22 protein-coding genes are annotated in these 20,663 nt (G+C 68.9%); all 22 read left to right on the top strand.

Annotated features, from left to right (window positions below):
• The first annotated feature begins 64 nt into the window (after positions 1-64).
• The 22 genes from A37E_RS0100300 (at position 65) to A37E_RS0100195 (ending at position 20,645) form a co-directional block, all read left to right on the top strand.
• Complete coding sequence (locus A37E_RS0100300; protein WP_029554794.1) at positions 65-331, top strand: hypothetical protein; 267 nt, start codon at positions 65-67, stop codon at positions 329-331.
• Between the two features lie 5 nt (positions 332-336).
• A complete protein-coding gene (locus A37E_RS0100295; RefSeq protein WP_156026198.1) occupies positions 337-885 on the top strand; it encodes a hypothetical protein in 549 nt (182 codons plus the stop codon).
• A gap of 65 nt (positions 886-950) precedes the next feature.
• On the top strand, positions 951-1,448 hold the full coding sequence (locus tag A37E_RS25710) for a hypothetical protein (protein WP_051678669.1): 498 nt from the start codon (positions 951-953) through the stop codon (positions 1,446-1,448).
• A 3-nt stretch (positions 1,449-1,451) separates the two neighbouring features.
• Positions 1,452-1,607 carry a hypothetical protein gene (locus A37E_RS26730; RefSeq protein WP_156026197.1) on the top strand — a complete coding sequence of 52 codons (156 nt, stop codon included), beginning with the start codon at positions 1,452-1,454 and terminating at the stop codon, positions 1,605-1,607.
• Positions 1,597-2,295, top strand: coding sequence for a hypothetical protein (locus A37E_RS0100280; RefSeq protein WP_029554791.1), 699 nt, complete (start codon positions 1,597-1,599; stop codon positions 2,293-2,295). Before A37E_RS26730 ends, A37E_RS0100280 begins: the two co-directional genes overlap by 11 nt.
• Before the next feature lie 3 nt (positions 2,296-2,298).
• Complete coding sequence (locus A37E_RS0100275) at positions 2,299-2,682, top strand: DUF4326 domain-containing protein (protein WP_029554790.1); 384 nt, start codon at positions 2,299-2,301, stop codon at positions 2,680-2,682.
• Complete coding sequence (locus A37E_RS0100270) at positions 2,679-2,948, top strand: hypothetical protein (RefSeq protein ID WP_029554789.1); 270 nt, start codon at positions 2,679-2,681, stop codon at positions 2,946-2,948. The genes A37E_RS0100275 and A37E_RS0100270 overlap by 4 nt, the downstream gene beginning before the upstream one ends.
• Positions 2,945-4,378 carry a CHC2 zinc finger domain-containing protein gene (locus tag A37E_RS0100265; RefSeq protein ID WP_051678668.1) on the top strand — a complete coding sequence of 478 codons (1,434 nt, stop codon included), beginning with the start codon at positions 2,945-2,947 and terminating at the stop codon, positions 4,376-4,378. Before A37E_RS0100270 ends, A37E_RS0100265 begins: the two co-directional genes overlap by 4 nt.
• Positions 4,375-5,022 carry a GcrA family cell cycle regulator gene (locus A37E_RS0100260; RefSeq protein WP_029554787.1) on the top strand — a complete coding sequence of 216 codons (648 nt, stop codon included), beginning with the start codon at positions 4,375-4,377 and terminating at the stop codon, positions 5,020-5,022. The genes A37E_RS0100265 and A37E_RS0100260 overlap by 4 nt, the downstream gene beginning before the upstream one ends.
• Positions 5,022-6,521 (top strand): DNA methyltransferase, encoded by a 1,500-nt coding sequence (locus tag A37E_RS25015; RefSeq protein ID WP_245279418.1) that lies wholly within the window; start codon positions 5,022-5,024, stop codon positions 6,519-6,521. Before A37E_RS0100260 ends, A37E_RS25015 begins: the two co-directional genes overlap by 1 nt.
• On the top strand, positions 6,518-8,671 hold the full coding sequence (locus A37E_RS0100250) for a DNA cytosine methyltransferase (protein WP_081837368.1): 2,154 nt from the start codon (positions 6,518-6,520) through the stop codon (positions 8,669-8,671). Before A37E_RS25015 ends, A37E_RS0100250 begins: the two co-directional genes overlap by 4 nt.
• Positions 8,668-10,635, top strand: coding sequence for a phage/plasmid primase, P4 family (locus A37E_RS0100245; RefSeq protein ID WP_051678666.1), 1,968 nt, complete (start codon positions 8,668-8,670; stop codon positions 10,633-10,635). The genes A37E_RS0100250 and A37E_RS0100245 overlap by 4 nt, the downstream gene beginning before the upstream one ends.
• Positions 10,636-10,998: 363 nt before the next feature.
• Complete coding sequence (locus tag A37E_RS0100240) at positions 10,999-11,880, top strand: hypothetical protein (protein ID WP_038192324.1); 882 nt, start codon at positions 10,999-11,001, stop codon at positions 11,878-11,880.
• 188 nt (positions 11,881-12,068) lie between these two features.
• Complete coding sequence (locus A37E_RS0100235) at positions 12,069-12,260, top strand: hypothetical protein (protein ID WP_029554782.1); 192 nt, start codon at positions 12,069-12,071, stop codon at positions 12,258-12,260.
• On the top strand, positions 12,260-12,961 hold the full coding sequence (locus tag A37E_RS0100230) for a phage tail protein (RefSeq protein ID WP_051678665.1): 702 nt from the start codon (positions 12,260-12,262) through the stop codon (positions 12,959-12,961). The genes A37E_RS0100235 and A37E_RS0100230 overlap by 1 nt, the downstream gene beginning before the upstream one ends.
• 224 nt (positions 12,962-13,185) lie before the next feature.
• Complete coding sequence (locus A37E_RS0100225) at positions 13,186-13,764, top strand: hypothetical protein (protein WP_051678664.1); 579 nt, start codon at positions 13,186-13,188, stop codon at positions 13,762-13,764.
• A complete protein-coding gene (locus tag A37E_RS0100220; RefSeq protein ID WP_051678663.1) occupies positions 13,761-15,704 on the top strand; it encodes a terminase gpA endonuclease subunit in 1,944 nt (647 codons plus the stop codon). Before A37E_RS0100225 ends, A37E_RS0100220 begins: the two co-directional genes overlap by 4 nt.
• A complete protein-coding gene (locus A37E_RS0100215; protein WP_197022903.1) occupies positions 15,701-17,386 on the top strand; it encodes a phage portal protein in 1,686 nt (561 codons plus the stop codon). The genes A37E_RS0100220 and A37E_RS0100215 overlap by 4 nt, the downstream gene beginning before the upstream one ends.
• Positions 17,383-17,613, top strand: a complete 231-nt coding sequence (locus A37E_RS0100210; RefSeq protein WP_029554777.1) for a hypothetical protein — start codon at positions 17,383-17,385, stop codon at positions 17,611-17,613. Before A37E_RS0100215 ends, A37E_RS0100210 begins: the two co-directional genes overlap by 4 nt.
• A gap of 120 nt (positions 17,614-17,733) precedes the next feature.
• Complete coding sequence (locus A37E_RS0100205) at positions 17,734-18,816, top strand: head maturation protease, ClpP-related (RefSeq protein ID WP_029554776.1); 1,083 nt, start codon at positions 17,734-17,736, stop codon at positions 18,814-18,816.
• A gap of 55 nt (positions 18,817-18,871) precedes the next feature.
• Positions 18,872-19,540: a head decoration protein gene (locus A37E_RS0100200; RefSeq protein ID WP_029554775.1), complete on the top strand. Its 669-nt coding sequence runs from the start codon at positions 18,872-18,874 to the stop codon at positions 19,538-19,540.
• Between the two features lie 79 nt (positions 19,541-19,619).
• Positions 19,620-20,645 carry a major capsid protein gene (locus A37E_RS0100195; RefSeq protein ID WP_245279237.1) on the top strand — a complete coding sequence of 342 codons (1,026 nt, stop codon included), beginning with the start codon at positions 19,620-19,622 and terminating at the stop codon, positions 20,643-20,645.
• Positions 20,646-20,663: the final 18 nt, after the last annotated feature.

The raw sequence follows: 20,663 nt of genomic DNA, 5'->3' as shown, positions 1-20,663 counted from the left end.
TCACGAAACGTGTAAACACATGTCATGTTGACGCGATCAACATACATCGTGTAGATACTCCCTCATGATGACCATTGCCGACCTCATGGATGCATTCGGCGGGGTCACGGCCTTCGGGCGCGTGATCGGCAAGAGCCAGTCCGCCGCGAGCGAGATGAAGCGCCGGGGCGCGATCCACGTGCGCTATTGGCCTGCCGTGATCGCAGCGGCGGCGGCGCGGGGCATCCCCGGAATTACCGCCGAACGCCTGATGACGCTGCACGCCGGCGAGGTGCCGCTCCCCACCCCCGCCAACGACACCCGCCCCACCAGCGCGGAGGACGCGGCATGAGAGATATGCGCAATCTCGTTGCCGGGATGGAGCGGCTCATGGAGGACTTGCCCCGCCCGGACCGCGCCAAGCTGGTGGAGGATCTCTCCTCCCTCACCGGCCGTTCGGACATCACAGTCAGGGAGGGGCGCCTCACGCTCAGCGTGCCGATCCCGGTTGCGCTCGACCATGTCATGTCCTCCGCTCTCATCACCGCAGCGAGCCTGATCCGCGTGAATGCGGAGACCGTTGTGCGGGCCGCCGCTGTGCTCGACGCCGCCTCATTTGAAGTCTGGGTGTTGAATGCCGGCCACCTGCCCGATCCGTCGGCTCAGGGCTTCGAGCTCGGTGCGCATGGGGCTGCCTTGCGGCATGGGCCCGTAGGCCTCGGGGAGGAAATGCAGGGCGATGGGTCCGAGGAAATCCCGGGCCTCGCGGTCCTTGTCGACGATGCGCTTGGCGAGAAGCCCCACCAGGTCCTGCACGAAGTTGCAGAAGACCACCTCGTCCCCGGAAAAGCCATGCCTGGACATCCCGAACCCCTCGTGCCCCGGAGGTCAACGCCTCCGCCGTGATCTGACCGGCAGACCCTCGCACCAGAACACCGTTTTCGGAACGAAAAAGCAGAGGAGCTTTTTTCGTGGACGATACCGCTTTGCCCGATGGGCTCATCACCCTCATCAAGAGCACCACGCGTGCCGCCGTGGCGTCCCTTGCCGTGTCCGGCACCACGGGGCCGCAGCGGCTGGAGCATCTCACCGGCTTTTCCGCCGGCACCATCAGCCGCTGGCAGGGCGACGCCCACAAGGATCTGATGCCGCTGGAGGTGGTGTTCCTGGCCGAGTTCATCAGCCAGAAACCCGTTTTCGCCCGCGCGCTGGCGGCCCTCACCGGGCACCGTCTGGTGCCGATCGATGCCGGCGACGGCGCTCACGAAGGCGACCTCACCCGCGACATGGTGGAGCTGGCCGCCTCCGCCGCGCAGGTGACCATGGCCTATGGCTCCGCGCTGGCCGACGGCGTGGTGACGCCGCGCGAGCGCGAGGACATCCGCCGCGCCAAGGCAAAGCACCAGGAGATGCTGGCCCGCGCCGGCCGCAACCTCGCCGATCTGCCCACCGCCGGCGGGGAGGGCTGACCCATGGGCTGGCCTTCACGCGCGGTGCGGCGGCAGTGGCGGGCGGTGCGCGACGGCGTGCGCGGCAGCGCGGCGCTGCTTGACGCCCTCGTGCGCATCCACGGCCAGCCGCCCGCCGACGTGCGGGATGACACGGCGGAGGCCAGCCATGCGCGATGACTTCCCGGTGGTGAACCGCTCGCGCGGCAAGCTGCTTCCGCCCCTCCCGGTGCAGGAGATCGCCTGTAGCCGCTGCCCGAATACCGATTCCATCGGTGCCGCCGCCGGGCGCCGCCCGCCCCACACCGTGGCGCGGGATTTCGGACGGCGCGGCTGGCGGGTGGTGGACGCCGGAAAGCACGTCTGCCCCGCCTGCATTGCCGCAGAGATCGAGCGCCGCCGGGCGCCGCAACCCGAGAGCACCGCCATGGCACCCAAGCCCAAGGAACCCGCGCCGCTGCCGGCTCCCGCCAATGAGAATGCCGGCCATGCCTCGGCGGCGGCGAGCGACGCCATCGTCAACCTCTATTTGCTGCTCTCCGACCATTACGACAAGGCCCGCAAGGCCTATGCCGAAGGGTGGGATGACGACCGCGTGGCGAAGGAGGCGGGCCTGTCGCCCGTCCTCGTCGCCGAGCGGCGCGAGAAGGATTTCGGCCCGCTGGTGAAGGACACCACGCTCGAAGACATCGCTGCGGCGACGTTGGCCCTCGCGCAGGAGGTCGCCGGGCTCGAAGGGGAGATCGACGCCCTCCAGCGTGCCACGGCCTCGGCGATCACCACCTGCGGGCGTCTCAAGGTGAGCCTCAACGCCCTGCGCAAGGTCCAGGGCCGTCTCTCGGCAGCCCCTGCCATCAAGGCGGCCTGAGCCATGACCGCGCCCGCGCCCACCCCTCGCCGCATCCAATTGTCCCGCGCCAAGGGCTGGCGCATGCCGGAGAACACCGTGCGGGTGGACCGCGCGACCGTGTTCGGAAACCCGTTCAAGATCGAGCAGTGCCGCGAGGCCGGCTTTCGCGGCACCGACGCGGAACTGGCGGACCGGTGCGCCGAGGCGTTCCGTGTGTGGCTTGGTCCCCATTGGCGCATGAACTGGGACGGCCCCGAGAGTGAAGCCGCCCGGGGCGCTCTACTGGCGCGGCTTCCCGACCTGCGCGGCAAAAGCCTCGCCTGCTGGTGCAAGCCCGGCGCGCCTTGCCATGCCGACGTGCTGCTGGATATGGCCAACCGCCCGACCTGTGAGGCGGTGTCGTGAGCCCCGTCGCGTCCATCGCCGCGCGCGAGCTGGAGGCCTGCGGGCTCGATCCTGTGGCGGCATGGCTTGTCGCCGTCGCCGTCCTTGGCGCGCTGCGCCGGGCCGGCTTTCGCCCGGTGCCCGTGGAACCCACGCGCCGCATGGTGGTCGCATCCATGGATGCGCTCGGCCCGCCCACGGGCCGGCCGTGGATCAGGTCGACCCGCGTCAAGCATCGCCGGCGCCTCACGGCCGCGATTTCCGCTGCGCCCGAGGTGCTGCCATGAGCGGAACCTCCTCCGCCGACCTCGCCTTCTCCGATTGGGTGGCCGAAGCCCGCGCCGTCGGCGTTCTGGATGAGCTTGGCCGTCGGGGCGTCGCGCTCAAGCGGGCCGGGTCCGAGATGGTCGGGCCGTGCCCGGTGTGCGGCGGGCGGGACCGGTTCGGCGTCCATGTGCGCAAGGGCATCTGGCATTGCCGTCATGCCGGGCGCGGGGGCGATGCCATCGCTTTGGTGGAGTATCTCGACGGGGCGGATTTCCTCGCCGCGTGCGAGACGCTCACCGGACGCCCGCCGCCGCGCGGGGAGGGGACGCGCGCGACGCCGGAGGAACTGGCGGCCCGCGAGGAGGAGCGCCGGGCGAAGGCGGCCGAGCGCGAGGCCGAGAACAACCGTTACCGCGAGGTCGAGCGGCGGAAAATCTATGGCATGTGGGGCGCCTCGATGCCCATCGCCGGCACGCCGGCAGCGGACTATCTGGGCGGGCGGGGCATTCCGGACCCGCGCTCGCGCGCCCTGCGCTTCAAGGCTGATCTCGCATTCTGCCACGGCGAGGAAGAGGACACGGACGGGCGCAAATATGCCCGCGTGCTGCATCGCGGCCCGGTCATGCTCGCCGCCATCACCGGCCCGGATGGGCATTTCCGCGGCCTGCACATGACATGGATCGACCTTAGCCGGCGCAAGGGCAAGGCGGAGATCGTCGATCCCGACACGGGCGAGGTGCTGCCAGCCAAGAAGATGCGCGGGTCGAAGCTGGGCGGCGCCATCGTGCTGGTGCCGGCCTGGAGCGGCATGGCGCGCACCGTCTATGCCGGCGAGGGCATCGAGACCTTGCTCTCGGTCTGGGCGGCGCTGGTGGCGGCGGGGGTGGACCTGCGCGATACCGCCTTCATTTGCGCGGCGGACCTCGGCAATCTTGCCGGGCGGGCGATGGAGTCCATCGTCCACCCGACCGACAAGGTGGCCGACAAGCGCGGCCATATGCGGCGCGTGCATGTGCCCGGCCCGGTGCCGGATTTCGACAGCCCGGCCATGCTTATTCCGCCGGAATGCACCGAGCTGGTGCTGCTGGCGGACGGCGACAGCGAGCCCTTCTTCACCCGCATGGCGATGGAACGGGCGACGGCCCGCCACGCCGCGCCCGGCCGCACCGTCCGCATCGCCTGGGCGCCGCCGGGCCAGGATTTCAACGATGTGCTGATGGAGGCGCTCGCCCCCGAGCAGCCTGCCGGCACGGCAGGCGTGGCGAACGGGGCACGAGAAGACCTCGCCCCCGAGCAGGGGCGAAGCCCCGTAGCGAACGGGGCCAACGATGTTCCCGAGCAGGCAGGCGGAACTCCTGCCGTGGCGAACGGCGCACACGACGCGCCCGAGCAGCCCGCCGGCCCGGCGGGCGTGGCGAACGGCGCCAGCCAACACGGAGAGGCCGCATGAGCCGGGAAGGCAAATCGCTTTGGGCGGACGGGGTTGCGGATCAACACCTGCGTCGTCTGGCGGGCGAGGGGTATTCGGCCGCGCAGATCGCCGAGGCCTTGAGCCACAAGGGATGGTTCGTCAGCAAGGCGGCCGTCATCGGCCGTGCGCACCGTACCGGCGTGAATCTCGGACAAGGGCGCGTGGTGGTCACGCCCGTCGAGCGTGTCGAGCGCCGCCGCGAACAGGATGCCGCCAATGCGCGCCGCCGCCGGGCCGAGCGGCGCGAGAGCGCACCATCTCCCGCGCCCGCGCCGAAGCCTGTCACAGGCCGCAAGCGCATCTCCGGGGGGGCGCTGCCGCCTTTGCCCTTGGCCGCCGACGTGCCTGCGGAGGAGGTGGGCGGCATTGCCTTCGCCTCGCCGGACCTGCGCCACGATGCCTGCCGCTGGCCGCTGCGCGGTGAGGGGCTGGGCCTCGTGGTCTGCGGCGACAGGACGGGAGAGGGCGCTAGCTACTGCGCGGCGCACCATCGCATGGCCTATGTGCGCGGCACCGCCCGCGAGCCCCGCCCCGCCTATGACGTGCACGTCATGCCCGCCCGCAGCAGCAAGCGCCACGAGGCCGACCTGGTTGACGCCTTCGCTGGCGGAAGGGCGGCGTGATGGCCCCGGAAACCTTCCTCGGCGGGCGGGTGACCCTGCATTGCGGGGACAGCCGCGAGGTGCTGCGCGCCATCCCCGACGCGAGCATCCATGCCGTGGTGACGGACCCGCCCTATGCGCTGGTGTCCGTCCGTGAGCGATTTGGTAATTCCCCCCGAAGTGAAGCGACAGAAAATCTGGCTAATCCGTATGGCCGAACCGGCCGTGGGTTTATGGGGCAGAAGTGGGACACGGGCGAAACCGCCTTCGCGGCGGAGTTCTGGGCCGAGGTGCTGCGCGTGCTCAAGCCCGGCGGCCATGTGGTGGCGTTCGGCGGCACGCGCACCGACCATCGGCTCAAGTGCGCCATTGAGGACGCCGGCTTCGAGGTGCGGGACACGCTGCTCGAGCTGATGAGTCTCGATCCCATCTTGTGCGACTTCATCAATTCGCTCTCCGACACGCAGCTCGCCGCCTTCATGCGCGTCGTCGACCTGATGGGCTTCGAGGGGCTGCGCGCCTGGGTTTATGGCACCGGTTTTCCGAAGAGCCACGCCGCCGCCAAGGGCATCGACAAGGCACTGGGCGCGGAAGGCGAGGTGGTGCCGGCCGGCTCGCCCGTGCGGCGCATTCGGCCGGGCGCGGACCAGAACAAGGGCGGGACGTGGGAGAAACTGACGGACCGCACCTATCAGCCGGGCGCCTATGTTCCCGGTTCGGCCGAGGCCGAGGCGTGGCAGGGCTGGGGCACGGCGGTGAAGCCGGCGTGGGAGCCCATCATCCTTGCCCGCAAACCGCTGGAAGGCTCGGTTGCCGCTAATGTGCTGGCGCATGGCACGGGCGCGCTGAATATCGACGGATGCCGGATTGATGCCCCCGAAGGAAGCGTGGTGCGAATGGCACACGCCGAAACAGGCAGCAAGCGGGGATATGATGGTGGATTGAAAGGCGGGGCGCGAACGGAGCCGCAAACCCTCGGCCGTTTTCCCGCAAACCTCGTGCATGACGGCTCACCGGAGGTGATGGCCGCCTTCCCGGACGCGCCGGGACAGCAGCGTGCGGTGACGGGCAAGGAGCCATCCAGCCCCTTCGCCAATGTCTATGGCGACATGCCCTCGCGCGCTGGCGGCGCTATTCCGCGTGGCGACTCCGGCTCGGCCGCCCGGTTCTTCTATTCCGCTAAGGCGGACGCCGACGACCGGCTGGGCTCCAAGCACCCGACCGTGAAGCCGGTGGATCTCATGCAGTGGCTCTGCCGGCTTGTGACGCCGCCCGGCGGCACGGTGCTCGACCCCTTCGCCGGCACCGGCACCACGGGCGAGGCGGCCTGGCGGGAGGGGTTTTCCGCCGTGCTGGTGGAGCGCGAGGCCGAATATCAGGCCGATATCCGCCGCCGCATGGCCCTCTGCCGCGCCGGTCCCGCCGAGCGCAAGCGCGAGAGCGCCAAGGCCCGCGCCGCCAATGACGATCCCGGCCCGCTCTTCGGCGCCGCTTCCCAACAGAAAAGGGCCGCCGAATGAACGCCCACACCCTCCCGGCCGGCATCACCGTCCGCGAACTCGTCATTGACAGCTTCGCCGGCGGCGGCGGGGCCTCCACGGGCATCAGCATGGCGCTCGGGCGCGACCCGGACATCGCCATCAACCACGACCCGCTGGCGCTCGCCATGCACCGCGTGAACCATCCCGGCACCCGCCACATGGTGCAGGACGTGGCGACGGTGGACAGCGTGAGCATGTGCGCCGGCCTGCCCATTGGCATGCTCTGGATGTCGCCCGACTGCACGGACCATTCCAAGGCCAAGGGCGCGGCGCCGCGCCGGGATGGGGACCGCACCACGCGCGGCATCGGCTGGGCCATCGTCGGCTGGGTGAAGGCGCTCCCGGCGTGGCAGAGGCCGCGCGTCGTCTTCCTTGAGAACGTGGAAGAATATGTCGATTGGGGGCCGCTCACGGCAGACGGCAAGCGCTGCCCCGTGCGCAAGGGCGAGACCTTCCGCGCGTTCGTCGCGGCCTGGACCGCGCTCGGCTATGGCAAGATCGAATGGCGCCAGCGGCGCGCCTGGTGGAGCGGCTCGGGCACCATCCGCCGCCGGCTCTACATGGTGATGCGCCGCGACGGCGCGCCCATCGTCTGGCCGGAGCGCGCCTTCGGCAATCCGGCCGATCCGGAGGATGCGGCCCGCATCGCGGCGGGCGCGCTGAAGCCGTGGGTGACGGCGGCGGACAGCATCGATTTCACGCGGCCCATCCCCTCCATCTTCGACACGTCCGCGCAGATCCGCGCGAAGCTCGGCATCACCGCCAAGCGCCCGTTGGCGCCGAAGACGGGCGCGCGCATCGCCAAGGGCGTGCGGCGCTATGTGCTCGATGCTGCGCGGCCGTTCCTGGTGAAGGTGAACCACACCGCGCGGGACGAGGCGCGCGACCGCGCCTTGGGCCTGCCGCTCACCGCCATGACCAGCAAGCGGGACGATGCCCTCGTCGCGCCTGTCATCGCGTACGCGCAGCAGGGCGGCGGTGTGCGCTCTCCGGCCGATCCGCTCCACACCATCACGGCGTCGCCGAAGGACCAGAACGTCATCATCGCGCCCGTGCTGGCGGGCTGCGGCGGCCGGGCGGGTCAGTCCGAGCCCCGGCCGGGTGATGTGCCCGTCCTGACGCAGACGGCGAAGGCGGACCTCTGCCTTGTGGCGCCCTATCTCGTGCCGCGCTACGGCGAGCGGGAGGGGCAGGAGCCGCGCACCTATCCCTGCGACAAGCCGGGGCCGACGCCTGCGCCGACCGGCAATGAGGGCAGCGTGGCGGTTGTCCACCTGTCGCGGCAGTTCGGCGCCTCGGTCGGATCGGAGGCCGGTGAGCCCGTGGGCACGGTGACGGCGGGCGGGGGCGGCAAGACGGCGCTCGTGTCGGCTTTCATCGCCCAGCACAACACCGGCGTGGTAGGGCACGACGTTCGCAAGCCCATCTCCACCATCACGACGGGCGGCGCTTTCGGGATCAGCCAACACGGCCTCGTGGCCGCTCACATGCTGACCCTGCGCGGCTCCGACCGGCGCGACGCGGCGGCGGGCGAGCCCCTGCGCACGGATTCGGCCCACGGCCAGCATCATGCCGTTGTCTCGCTGCCGCTGATGACGGCCTATTACGGCTCCGATGAAGTGGGCGGCGCCGTGGATGCGCCGATGCGCACGGACACCGCCAAGCCGCGCTTCGGCCTCGTCTCGGCCAATGCCGCCGTGCCGCCCTTCGGGCCGGAGCACGCGGCGCGGGCGCGCGAGGTGGCCGAGTTCCTGCGCGGGCATGGCTGCTGGGAGGGCGGCGACCTGGTGACGGTGGAGATCGACGGCACCACCTTCGTCATCGTCGATATCTGCATGCGCATGCTCACGCCGCGCGAGCGCTACAACGCCAACGGCTTCCCGCGCGACTACATCATCGACCACGGCCTCGACGAGGACGGCCGCGTCATCCGCTTCACGCAGGAGCAGCAGGGCCATATGTGCGGCAACGCCGTCTGCCCGACCGAGGCCGAGGCGCTGGTGGGCGCGAACTATGTGCCGCGCGAGGTGGTGGTGCCCAGCGCCCGAGCCGGCGGGCGGAACGCCCGCCGTGGCGAACGGCGCCACGAAGAGGCGCAGCCGTCCTTCTTTCAGGAGGCGGCGGAGTGACCGAGCCGGCCGAACAGCGCCCGCCGCAGCCGGTGCCCGCCCCCCAAGGCGCGCCCATCGTGCCGCCCGAGGCCGCCGCGCGCATCGCCGCGCTGGTGCGGGGGGGCGCACCCATTCCGTCGCCCGCCAATGACGACCTGCGGGAGGAAAGCTGGGATGACGTCAGGCCCCCGGCTTCCCCCTTGGTCGCCACGCCGCAGATGGGGAGGGAAGGCGAGCCTGCCGGCGGTGACGATGGTGATTTTGAAGGGCTGGAGCCGCCTCCGGATGGGTTCGATCCTTCCGACGCGACCCTCAACGCCTGCGCTCGCGAGCCCCTGAACGACATCGGCAATTCCCGGCGCCTGCGCGTGCGGTTCGGGCCCGACATCCTGTTCGTGCCCAATCTCGGCTGGCACTATTGGGACCGCCGCCGCTGGCTGCGGCCAGAGAATGACGAGGATGTGGTGCGCCGCTTCGCGCACCCGACCGCCGAGGCCATCGCGCTCGAGGCTTTCGTGCTCCAGCCCACGCCGCGCGAGCGCGAGGCCATGGAAGCGGCCGAAGTGGCGCTCGAACGGCTCCGGGAAATCCCCCACGACATCATCGCCCTCGATGACGAGGACATCGCCAAGACCGAGAAGAAGCAGCGCACGCGCGTGCTGCGCGATGAGGCGGAGAAGACCAAGGCCATCGTGAACCGTGGGGTGGTGGCGATGAAGGCCCTTCAGGCGCGCCAGGCGCAGCGGCGGCGCTTCGCCACCTCCAGCGGCAATTCCGGCAAGCTCGACGGCATGCTGACCGAGGCGCGGCCCTATCTCGGCCGCCCGCTGGCGGCACTCGACGCCGACCCGCTCGCTCTCAACGTGGCCAACGGCACGATCCGCTTCATCAAGGTCGAGGAGCCGGACCTGGAGTGCCCCGACCCGGACACCGTGCGCACCCGCGTGGAATGGCACTTTTCCATGCTGCCGCACGCCCGGGCCGATTTCATCACGAAGGTCGCACCGGCCTATCACTGTCCCGAGGCGCAGGCGCCCGTGTTCGAAGCCTTCCTCAACCGCATCATGCCGGACCATGAGGTGCGGGCCTTCCTGCAGCGCTGGTTCGGCTATTGCCTCACGGCGCTCACGGTGGAACAGGCCTTCTGCATCTTCTATGGCGGCGGAAAGAACGGCAAATCCACCCTCGTGGACATCATCTCGCGCGTCATGGGCGACTATGCCACCACCGTGCCGGTGATGAGCCTGGTGACGGACCAGAATCGCAAGGGCTCCGAGGCGACGCCCGACCTCATCCGGTTGCCGGCCGCGCGCTTCGTCCGCTCCGCCGAGCCGAAGGAGGGGCTGCCCCTCGATGAAAGCTTCATCAAGGATGCCACCGGCAGCGAGCCCATCAATGTCCGGCGGCTGCACCATGAGTTCATAGAGGTCTATCCGTTCTTCAAGCTCGTGATCTCCTGCAACAACAAGCCGCGCATCTACGGCAATGACGACGGCATCTGGCGCCGCGTCATGCTGGTGCCGTTCGAAGTGCAGATCCCCGAAGGCGAGCGCGACAAAAACCTGCCGCTCAAGCTGCAACGCGAGCTGCCCGGCATCCTCAACTGGATGATCGCGGGCGCCATCGACTATCTGAACCGTGGCGGGCTGCATCCGCCCGACAAGATCATGGCGGCCACGCAGGAATACCGGGACGAAAGCGACATCGTCGGGGCTTTCATCCGCGCCGCCGTCGACGTGACACGCAACCCTGCGGACACGGTGGAGGCGGGCGACCTCTACGGCGCCTTCACGGCCTATTGCACCAAGAGCAACCTCACGCCGCTCGGCCGCAACACCTTCAACAGGCGCATGCCGAAGGCGGCCGAATCCTACGGCTTCGAGAAGGGCAAGGCCTCTGTCTCGCTCTACACGGGCATCCGCATCCGTCGCGAGTTCGATCCCTCGCACACCCCTTATACCTATGGCGCGGCGAGGGAGTGAAGCGCGGCCATGGGAGGCTAGGGAGCCTAGGGAGGGTAGCGTCTCGTCGGCAGGTCTATGCCGGGGGTGCGGGGGATCAATGGGTTAGCTGGCGCTATGGGAGGCTAGGGAGCCTAGGGAGGGTAATCCGCAGGTACGCGTGAGACGTGTTGCGTCATTATTATTCCCTGCGGGAGAAAAACGTCTCCATGCTCTCTCTATGCGTAACACAAGATCTATCCTCCCTAGGCTCCCTAGCCTCCCATATAGTTACAAATATCATTGTTTATCAATGCATTAGTCTCATGGCTGGGGTTTGGTCAGATGTGGAGCTAGCCTCCCTTTGCCTCCCTAGCCTCCCATAACGGGCGAGGAGAAGGTGGGATGGGTCGGAAAACCGTTGATATTGAAGCACTTCTGCGCTGGGCCTATCGCGAGGAGCTGCCGAAGGCGGCGGCGGCTGGCTCGCGCCTGGTCGTCGGGTTCAAGACGGGGTGGGGCGGGGTGGAGCGGTTCGGCGAGCTGCTGGCCGTGATCGATGAACCCGACATCCGCAATCGCTATGGCCTCGTGCCCGATGGCACCGCCAGCACCGATCCGCACCCGGACGCGGTGCGCGTGCACGACGCGGTGATGGCCCTGCGGCGCTGCGAGCTGGACGTGCCGCAGGAGTGGAACCCGCTCGCGGACATGGGCGACCTCGGCCCGGAGGGCGCCGCCGCCGTGGTGCGCGGCCTCGCCGGCATGACCATCATCAACGACAAGGGCGCGCGGGTGCTGCGCCGCTCGGTCGCCCGCATCGTCATCCGCCAGGCCATCCTCGGTGGCGCCCCGGACTGGGAGGGCGAGACGCCGGAACGGCACGTTGTGTGCGCCCACGGCAAGCCGCAATGGTTCCGCCGCGAGGTGGTGGTGACGGACGGCGCGTTCGGTCCGGCAAGCCATGAGATCGAGGTGGACGGCTTCAACCATTCCAGGCGCATGCCCTATGCCGACGCCTATACGAAGATGGTGCTCGATCCGGATCCCGCGCCCGTGGTGCAGGGGCGGGCCGAATACGAACTCTGGCGCGGGGCGCTCGATCTGCTGGCCGAAGACCTCGCCGAAGGGTTGGAGGCGCATAAGGTTCTTCCCTCGGATCGGTCGGCGCGGCCCTGGGAGGCGCCCGATCCTGAGCGGCGGATCTTGCCCTCGCTCCTCGTGCCGCCCGCGCCCGAACGCGAGTCGCGCGCGGCGGGTCGAAAAAGGAAGCGAGATGCCGCTTGACTTGCGACAGTTTCTTGGTGCATCACTTGTCACGGATAAGAAGAAACCCCGGAGCGCATCGCTGCCGGGGTTTTTTGTTGCGCCGCGCCCGAGCAGGGGCAAAGCCCCGTGGCGAACGGCGCAACGACCCGCGCCCGAGCAGGGGCAAAGCCCCGTGGCGAACGGCGCAAACGAAGACGGAGGCGCGCATGGGTTGCCGGTGCAGCGAGCGCGCCCGCCAGATACGCACCGCCGCCGGCGCCGCCGTGCGCGGGGATTTCTCCACCACCCGCCGCGAGCTTGCCGCCGCCGGCCGGACCTTCGCTGAGGATGCGCGCTCCGGCGCCCTCGCCAAGGAAGCCCGCCGCCTCGCCGCTGCGAAGCTCACCCGCCGCCGCTGATGGCCGCGCCACTCAAGGGCTGGGCGAAGCACAACGCGCGGCAGAATGAGCTTGCCCGCGATGATCTGGGCGGCAAGGGCTGGGTTCGCGGCCACGTTCTCAACCCGGACGGCAGCGTTGGCGCACGTCGCAGCGCAATGGCGCCGGGCCCGGGTGGCCTGATCTCCGGGGGCGTCGTCGTCTCGGTGCGGATGGAAGGTTTGCCCCGCATCCGCGCCATGCTGGAGCGGGCTGAGAAGCTCTCGCCCGCGGCCGTGGCTCGCGCCCTGAACCGTACGGCAGAGCGTGCGCGCACCGACATCACGCGCGCCCTTGTGAAACAGACCGGGCTCAAGTTCGGCCGCATCCGCGCCGCCACATCGCTGTGGCGTGCCAGCGCCGGGAGCTTGCAGGCCGAGATCAAGGCCAAGGGCGGCTTCACCTCGCTCAAGGAATTCGGTGCCCGCAAGACCGCAAAGGGCGTCAGCGCCGCGCCATGGGGCCGCCGCCAGGTCTTCGACGGCACCTTTATCGTCCGGCGCTATGGCGGTCACGTCTACAAGCGCGAAGGGCGGCGGCGCTTCCCGATCCAGAAGCTCTATGGTCCTGCCATCCCGGTGGAGATGGTGAAGGGGCAGTCCCTCACCGCCTTCAACCGCGCGGTCCAGACCGAACTTCCGAAGCGGCTGGAGCACGAACTCGGCCGCATCTTCGGCCGCTGACCCGGGGGTGTCGGGCGGGGCAGGGGGCGTGGCCATCGTGCCACACCCCCCTCCCCCCATAGGGACCGTTTCGCCACACCCGCCCGACACGGGGCCGCAGCCTCCCGAGATGTCGCCAGACAGAGGCTCAATCAAAGCCTCAAGTTTAGGACAGCCTAAAACGGACCCTAAAACAGATGACCAGCCCTGCTCCTGAGGTTGTGAGCAAGGGGGAGTTCGCGGCCATGATCGGCGTCTCGGCCGGTCGCGTGTCGCAGTACATTTCGGAAGGCAAGATCACGCCTGCTGCTCTAGTGGGTGAGGGGCCACGCGCAAAGATCAACGTCCGGCTGGCGCAGTCGCAGCTCCGCGGACGGCTTGACCCGTCGCAGCGCTTCGGCATGAACGGCCTCGGCACCAGCCTGGACGCGCCGCCCGCCCAGCCGCCCTTTGCGGCCCCAACGCCGGCCGGCGACTCCATCGACGAGCAGATCCGCGCCCAGCGCCTGCGGCAGGAGCAGATGAAGAGCCGCCGGATGGCGGAGGAGGAAGCCTCCCGCACGGGCCGCTTCATGCTCACGAGCGCCGCCGAAGAGCAGATGGCGAAGGTCGCGGGCGCCATGATGTCGGCGTTCGAAGGCGCGCTGCCGGACTTCGCCGGCGCCCTCGCCGCAGAGTTCGGGGTCGCGCAGCGCGACATCATGCACGTGCTCAAGGTGTCGTTCCGTTCCTTCCGCGAGCGCGCCTCACGTCAGAGCGCAGAGGCTGCTGCCGAGATGCCGGAGACGGTCCCGGATGAAAGCACCGCCCCGGAGTCCCCGTGAGCGCCATCGCCCTCGCCAACCCGGATCGCATCGCCGCCGAGGTGAAGGCCCGCGCCTTCGCCCCGCCGCCGCCCATCGATTACGAACGCTTCGCGGTCGACCACATCGTCTTTTCGAAGTCGGACAGCCCGGACTTCCCGGGCCCCTACAACCCGGACCTGTTCCCCTTCTTCACCGAGATCCTGCGCGCCCTCGGGCCGGACGACCCGTGCGACACGGTCTCCCTGAAGAAGTCGGCGCAGGTCGGCGGCACCGTCGTCGCCAACATCTTCACCCTTGGCTCGCTCGTGATGGACACGGGCGACGTCATGTACATCCACCCGACGGAAGACAACGCCCGCCGCTGGAGCAAGATGAAGCTCCGTCGGATGATGGAAGAGACGGACATCGTCCGAGCCGCCTTCCCGCGCAACACGCGCGATGCCGCCGATAGCGTGCTCTACAAGGAGCGGCGCGACGGACGGTCGGCCCTCCTCATCTCCGGTGCCAACTCGCCGTCGAGCCTCAGCCAGGTCACGGTTCCTCGCCAGGTGCAGGACGACCTCTCCAAGTGGGTGGTCAACGACGGCGGTGATCCAGAGGCCCAGGCGGACAGCCGCTCATGGGCGGTCGAGTTTTCCAAGAAGTTCAAGATCGGTACGCCCCTCATCATGCCGGGCTGCCGCATCTCGAAGAATTTCGAAGACGGCAGCCAGGAATACCTTGAGGTGCCGTGTCCCCATTGCGGGCACTATCAGGCGCTCGAATGGGAGAACCTCAAGACCAACATCGAGGCTGGCCACGTCGAGGACGCGCATTTCACCTGCCTCGAGTGCGGCTGCGCCATCGAGGATCACCACCGCCGCGCCATCGTCCGGCAGGGCAGATGGGTGGCGCGCAACGCGAAGGCGCGGCGGCGCCACCGCTCCTTCCACCTATGGAGCGCATACTCGCCCCTGCAGACGCTGCGCCGCATCGCCTATGCATGGCTGAAGGCGCGCGGCGACCAGTCGTCGGAACAGACGTTCCTGAACGATGTCGCCGGCCTTGAATTCATCACCCACGGCGAGGCTCCGCCCTGGGAAGAGATCAAGGCCCGGGCGGAGCATCAGGGCTACCGCATCGGCACCATCCCGCTCGGTGGACTGGTCACGACCATGGGCATTGACGTCCAGGGCGACCGCATCGAGTGGCAGGCCATCGCCCACACCCGCAACCGCGGATGCTTCGTCATCGAAGTCGGCGTCATCGATGGCCACATTGCCGATGATGCGGCCCGAAACCATCTCGACTCCCTGCTGAAACGCCGCTGGCGCAACGCCGCCGGCCGCGAGATCGGCCTGGACCGCGTCGCCATCGACGGCAACGCCTATACCGACGACGTGCTGGAATGGGCGCGCCGGCATCCCTCGTCGCTGGTGATGATGGTGCGCGGCGTGCCGAAGGATTCGGCGCCCAAGCTGGCGGTGGTCAAGCGCGAGCGGTCGAAGTCGGGCAAGATCCGCAAATATGGCGGGCGCTTCTACAATGTGGGGACGAGCAGCTTCAAGCTGCGCATCTACCACAACCTTGCGAAGGCCGACCCGCTGGACGTCGGATATATCGGCCATCCCGCCGGGTTGCCCGATGACTATTACCGGCAGCTGACCTCGGAGCGCCGCCGCGAGATCCGCCGTCGCACGGGTGCCATCGATTACGAATGGGTGCCGGACCCGAAGGTGCGCAACGAGGCGCTCGACACTTTCGTTTATGCGATGGCTGCCGCCTATCGCCTGCTCGGGCCGGATGCGCCCGATACCGTATGGGATCGTTACGAGGCGGAGCGGGAAACGCCGCTCGCCGCCGCGCAGCTCGATCTGGAAGACATGATGTCGGCGCCGGCGGCTCCCCTTCCGGCGCCGCGTCCCGCCACATCGCAGTCCCGCGAGGACCGCAAAGCCAAGTGGAAGAACCGGACATGAACAAGCCGCGGGTGCGGGTGAAGGCGGGAAGCATCGCTTTCCCCACCGGCACCCTTGCGCTTGGCGCTTCCTCGTCCGCGCCGATGCAGGCGCCGCCGGCCAACCCGCCTGCCTCGGCGCGGGTTAGGCAAGCTCCGCAAGCCCGCTGGATGCGCGATGCCTCCACCGGCGTGCTTTCGGCCCGCCGCTCCAGCCTCATCGACAACCGCGACGACGTGCGCCGCGTGTGGGACCGGATTTCCGGCCTCGCCCTCGACTTCATCCAGAATTCCGGCCGCCTCAAGGGCGCCGTGGACCAGGTGCTCGCCGACACCGTCGGCACCGAGCTGAAGCTCTTCGCCCGCCCGGACCTCTCCCGCCTCGGCTACGACGCGAAGGAGGCGGCGGATTGGGCGCGCATGGTGGAGACGCGCTGGCGCCGCTGGGCGTGGAACCCAGCCGAATGCGACCTCAAGGGCAAGTGGACCCTGCCGCAGCAGGTGGATGTGGCGCTCCGCCACCACGTTGCCTATGGCGAGGCGGTGGGCGTCATCGACTATCTGGACCCCGCCCAGCGCGCGGCCTATGGCGCCACCACCGGCACCAAGTTCCTCCTCGTCGCGCCGCACCGGCTGGTGCGCGACACGTCGGAGCTGGAGCGCCTGCACTCCGGCGTGCTGCACGATGTGAACGGCCGGCCGGTCGCCTATCGCCTGCTCGAGCGCGTCAACGGTATGGACGTGAAGGTCGACCACGCCGCCCACGACGCCGACGGACGCCCGCAGGTGGTGCATGTCTTCGACCCGTGGGATTCGGGCGACGTGCGCGGCATCTCGGTCATCGCCTCGGTCCTGCGCACCCATGCCAGCGCCGAGCAGCTCGGCGACGCGACGCTCGCGACCGCCATCCTGCAGACCATCTTCGCCGCCACCCTCACGTCCGACCTGCCGTCCGGCGATGCTTTCCAGGCCCTGCAGGCGCTGGAAGGGGAGGAGGGGGGCGAGCTCGCCGAGGAGTTCGCGGGCTATCTCAACGCGCGGCTCGACGCCGCCGCCAAGAGCAGCCTCGTGGTCAATTCGGCGAGCCAGGTGAACCACCTCGCACCCGGCGAGAAGATGGAGTTTCACACGGCGTCCACGCCGGGCTCGAACTACATCCCGTTCGCGGCGGACCTGCGCCGCGAGATCGCCCGCGCCATCGGCGTCAGCTATTCCAGCTTCTCTTTCGACTTCAACGGCGCCACCTATTCCTCGACGCGGATGGAAGGCTCTTCCATCTGGCCCGTGGTGCTGCGCCGCCGCGAACGCATCGCCGCGCCCATCCACCAGGCCGTGTATGAGGCTTGGCTCGACGAGGAGATCGGCGAAGGCCGCATCCCCATCAAGGGCGGCTATCGCGCATTCCGGGCGAACCGGGATGCGGTGTGCTGGGCCGACTGGCAGGGGCCGGCGAAGCCCACGGCCGACGACAATAAGGCGGCGAAGGCCTCCAGCGAACGCCTCGTCAACGGCACCTCCTCGCTCGCTATCGAATGCGCGGAGCTGGGCCTTGATGTGAACGACGTTCTCGCCCAGCGCGCGGCGGAACTGGCGCGGATCGAGGAACTCGGCCTGCCGAACCCCTTCGTCCGCTCGCCCGGTACTGCGGCGAACGATCCTGCGGAGGAACCCGACCCCGCCACTCCCGTAAGAGCCGCCGCATGACCGTCGATCCCTGCGCCGAGGCCACCCGCCTGCGCGCTTTGCGCACGCAGATCGTCACCGATGGCGCCGTCGTGCGCATCAAGGAAGGCGAGCGCGAGGTGCAGTACAGCGGCGCCAACCTCGCCCGGCTCGACGGCCTCATCGCCGAATACGACGCCGCCTGTGCCCGCGCCACCGGCGCCCCGCGCGGCAGGTCGGCCCGCCGCATGCGCTTCGGCCGCTCGTGATGACTGCCTGCGACTACATCCCATGGATCGGCGTCGGCCTTGTGTGGTTCGCCGTCGGCTGGATCTGCGGCGCCGCCTGTCGCGACTGACAGTCCACGCCCCTTTTGACTGAGGAAACCCATGGCCCGTGATCTCATCGTCGACGGCGAGCTGGTGCTCTATGGCCCTGTCGGCGGCGACTGGTGGGATGATTCCGGCTTTACGGCCATGGATGTCATCCAGTCGCTGGCGCAGATGGATGGCGACATCACCGTCCGCCTCAATTCCGGTGGCGGCGTCGCCTGGGATGGCGTCGCCATCTACAACGCGCTGAAGGCCTATGCGGGCGCCGTCACCATCGTGGTGGAAGGCGTCGCCGCCTCCGCCGCCTCCATCATCGCCATGGCCGGCGACGAGGTGGAGATGCGGGCGGGCGCCCTCATGATGATCCACAATGCCTCCACCATCACGTGGGGCACGGCGGAGGATCACGAGAAGAGCCGCGAGCTCCTCGCCAAGCTCGATGGCCAGCTCGCCGCCATCTATGCGGAGCGCACCGGCCTCGACCTGGCCGAGATCCGCGCCCTCATGGACGCCGAGACCTGGATGGACGCCGCCGAAGCCATCGACAAGGGCTTCGCCGGCACCGCCGACGACGAGAAGGCGGCCAAGGCCTCGGCCTTCGACTATCGCCTCTATGCCAAGGCGCCCAAGGCCCTGCAGAGCCAGTCGAAGAAGCTCAAGGCGCCCGCCGCCGCCCAGCCCTGGGGTGTGCTGATGAACGCCGCAGCCCCTGCGGCTGCACCCCGCAAGCCCGTCAAGACTACCCCTTCCGCGGCCCCCGCCGCAAAACCGGAGGCTTCCATGCCCGACACCAGCACGGCCGCCCCGGCGGCTGCGAACGACAATGCCATCACCGAGGCCAAGGCCGCCGCCAAGGCGCGCATTGGCGGCATCCTGAACCACGCCGAGGCCGCCGGGCGCGAGGCGCTGGCCAAGCACCTCGCGTTCGAGACCGACCACGATGTGGAGGCGGCGGCCAAGATCCTCGCCGTCGCCGCCAAGTCGGGCGAGACCGCGCAGCAGGAAGAGAGCCCCGCCGCCCACGCCGACCGCCGCGCCAAGGCCTCCGGCCTCACCGCGCCCACCGGCGGCGACAAGAAGCCGGCCGCCCGGGCCGACTGGTCCAAGATCACCGCCCGCTTCAAGCCGCGTTCGGCCTGAGCGTCTTCCTGCCGCTCCAGCGGCGGCCCCCTCTTCCCAGAACGGAACCTGAGCCATGCCGGTGTTCACCGAAGGCCGCCACGCGGCCGAATTCATCATGCACGAGCAGGAAAACAACTTCTGCCGCGAGGCCATCGCCATCGCCGCGTCGCAGGATATCGACCCCGGCGAGGTGCTCGGCCGGGTCGCGGCCACCGGCGTGGTCGTGTCCAAGACCGACGTGCCCGGCGCCGGCAAGGGTGTCCTCACGCTGGCGTCTCCCGCCTTCGGTTCCACCGTCAAGCCGGGCGAATACAAGGTGGTGTTTGTCGAGCCGGCGGCCAATGCCGGCACCTTCGTGGTGGAGGATCCCGACGGCATCACCGTCGGTGGCGGCAATGTCGCGGTCGCCTATGACGGCCCGGTGAAATTCACCATTGCCGATGGCAGCACCGATTTCGTCGCCGGAGATGTCGCGAAGGTGCTCGTCACCGTCGCCGATATGGACGACGCCTTCCAGTACAAGGTGCTCGACCCGGCCGCCACCGACGGCACGCAGATCGCGGCTGCCCTGCCCATCTATGCTGCTGTCACCGGCGCCGGCGAGACCAAGAAGATCGCCGGCCTCGTGCGCGGCCCGGCCATCGTCAACGGCAAGACCCTGACGTGGCCCTCCGCCATCACCGATGCGCAGAAGGCCGCTGCCATCGAGCAGCTCGCCGACCTCGGCATCCTCGTCCGCTGATCGTCCATCCCGCCGCGGACGCGCGCCGTCCGTCACCCCAAGCGCTGGCGGCGCCTCACTTCGCGAAGGATCAACCCCCATGCCCATGCTGAACATCTTCGACGGTGACGAGTTTGGCGTCGTTCCGCTGACCGACGCCATCAACGAAATCCCCTTTGTCCCCGGGCGTGTCGGGGAAATGGGCATCTTCTCCGACACGCCGGTGGCCACGCTGACGATCGCGCTCGCCAAGAAGGGCGACGAGATCGTTCTGGTCGCTCCGTCCCCGCGCGGCACGTCCGGCCAGACGGTCGACAAGAAAAAGGCCGACCTGCGCTCCTTCATCATCCCGCACTTCCAGATCGACGACGCCATCATGGCGGACGAGGTCCAGGGCGTGCGTGCCTGGGACAGCGAGAGCGAGGTCGAGACCGTGATGGGCGTGGTGGCCGGGCGCATGGCCACGCACAACCAGTCCATGGAAGCCACCCTGGAATATTCCGCCATCGGTGCCGTGAAGGGCATCGTCACCTATGCCGACGGTTCGACGCTGAATCTGTTCACCGAGTTCGGCGTGTCGCAGGAAGCCGAAATCGATTTCGACCTCGACAATGCCACCCCCGTGGATGGCGAGCTGCGTGAGAAGTGCGCAGTGCTCGGCCGCAAGATGGCCGAAAACCTGGGTGGTCTCCCGCACAGCGGAATCCACTGCTTCGCGGGCGACAATCTCTTCGACAACCTCCTCAAGCACCCCGAGGTGCGCGCGACCTACAAGGGATGGACCGAAGCGCAGATCCTGCGCGACGGTTACATCTCGCCCAGTGGCAAGTCCTATTCCGCCTTCGAGTTCGGCGGCATCGTGTGGGAAAACTACCGCGGCAAGGTCGGCAACACCGGGTTCGTCGACACCGACAAGGCGCACTTCTTTCCCGTGGGCGTCCCGAACCTGTTCCGGACGTATTACGGCCCGGCGGATTACGTCGAGACCGTCAATACCCTCGGCCAGCGCATCTACATGAAGCAGTGGCTCATGCCCAACAACAAGGGCATCAACATCGAAGTGCAGTCCAACGCTCTCAAGATCTGCACCCGGCCCAAGGCCCTCATGAAGGGCAAGCGTACCTGACCGGTGCGCGGTGTCTGA

Origin of the sequence: Xanthobacter sp. 91 (assembly GCF_000702385.1) — a bacterium.
GTDB classification, from domain to species: domain Bacteria; phylum Pseudomonadota; class Alphaproteobacteria; order Rhizobiales; family Xanthobacteraceae; genus Xanthobacter; species Xanthobacter aminoxidans.
Note: the sequence above shows the minus strand (reverse complement) of the source record. Positions and strands in the feature narration are given on the sequence as shown.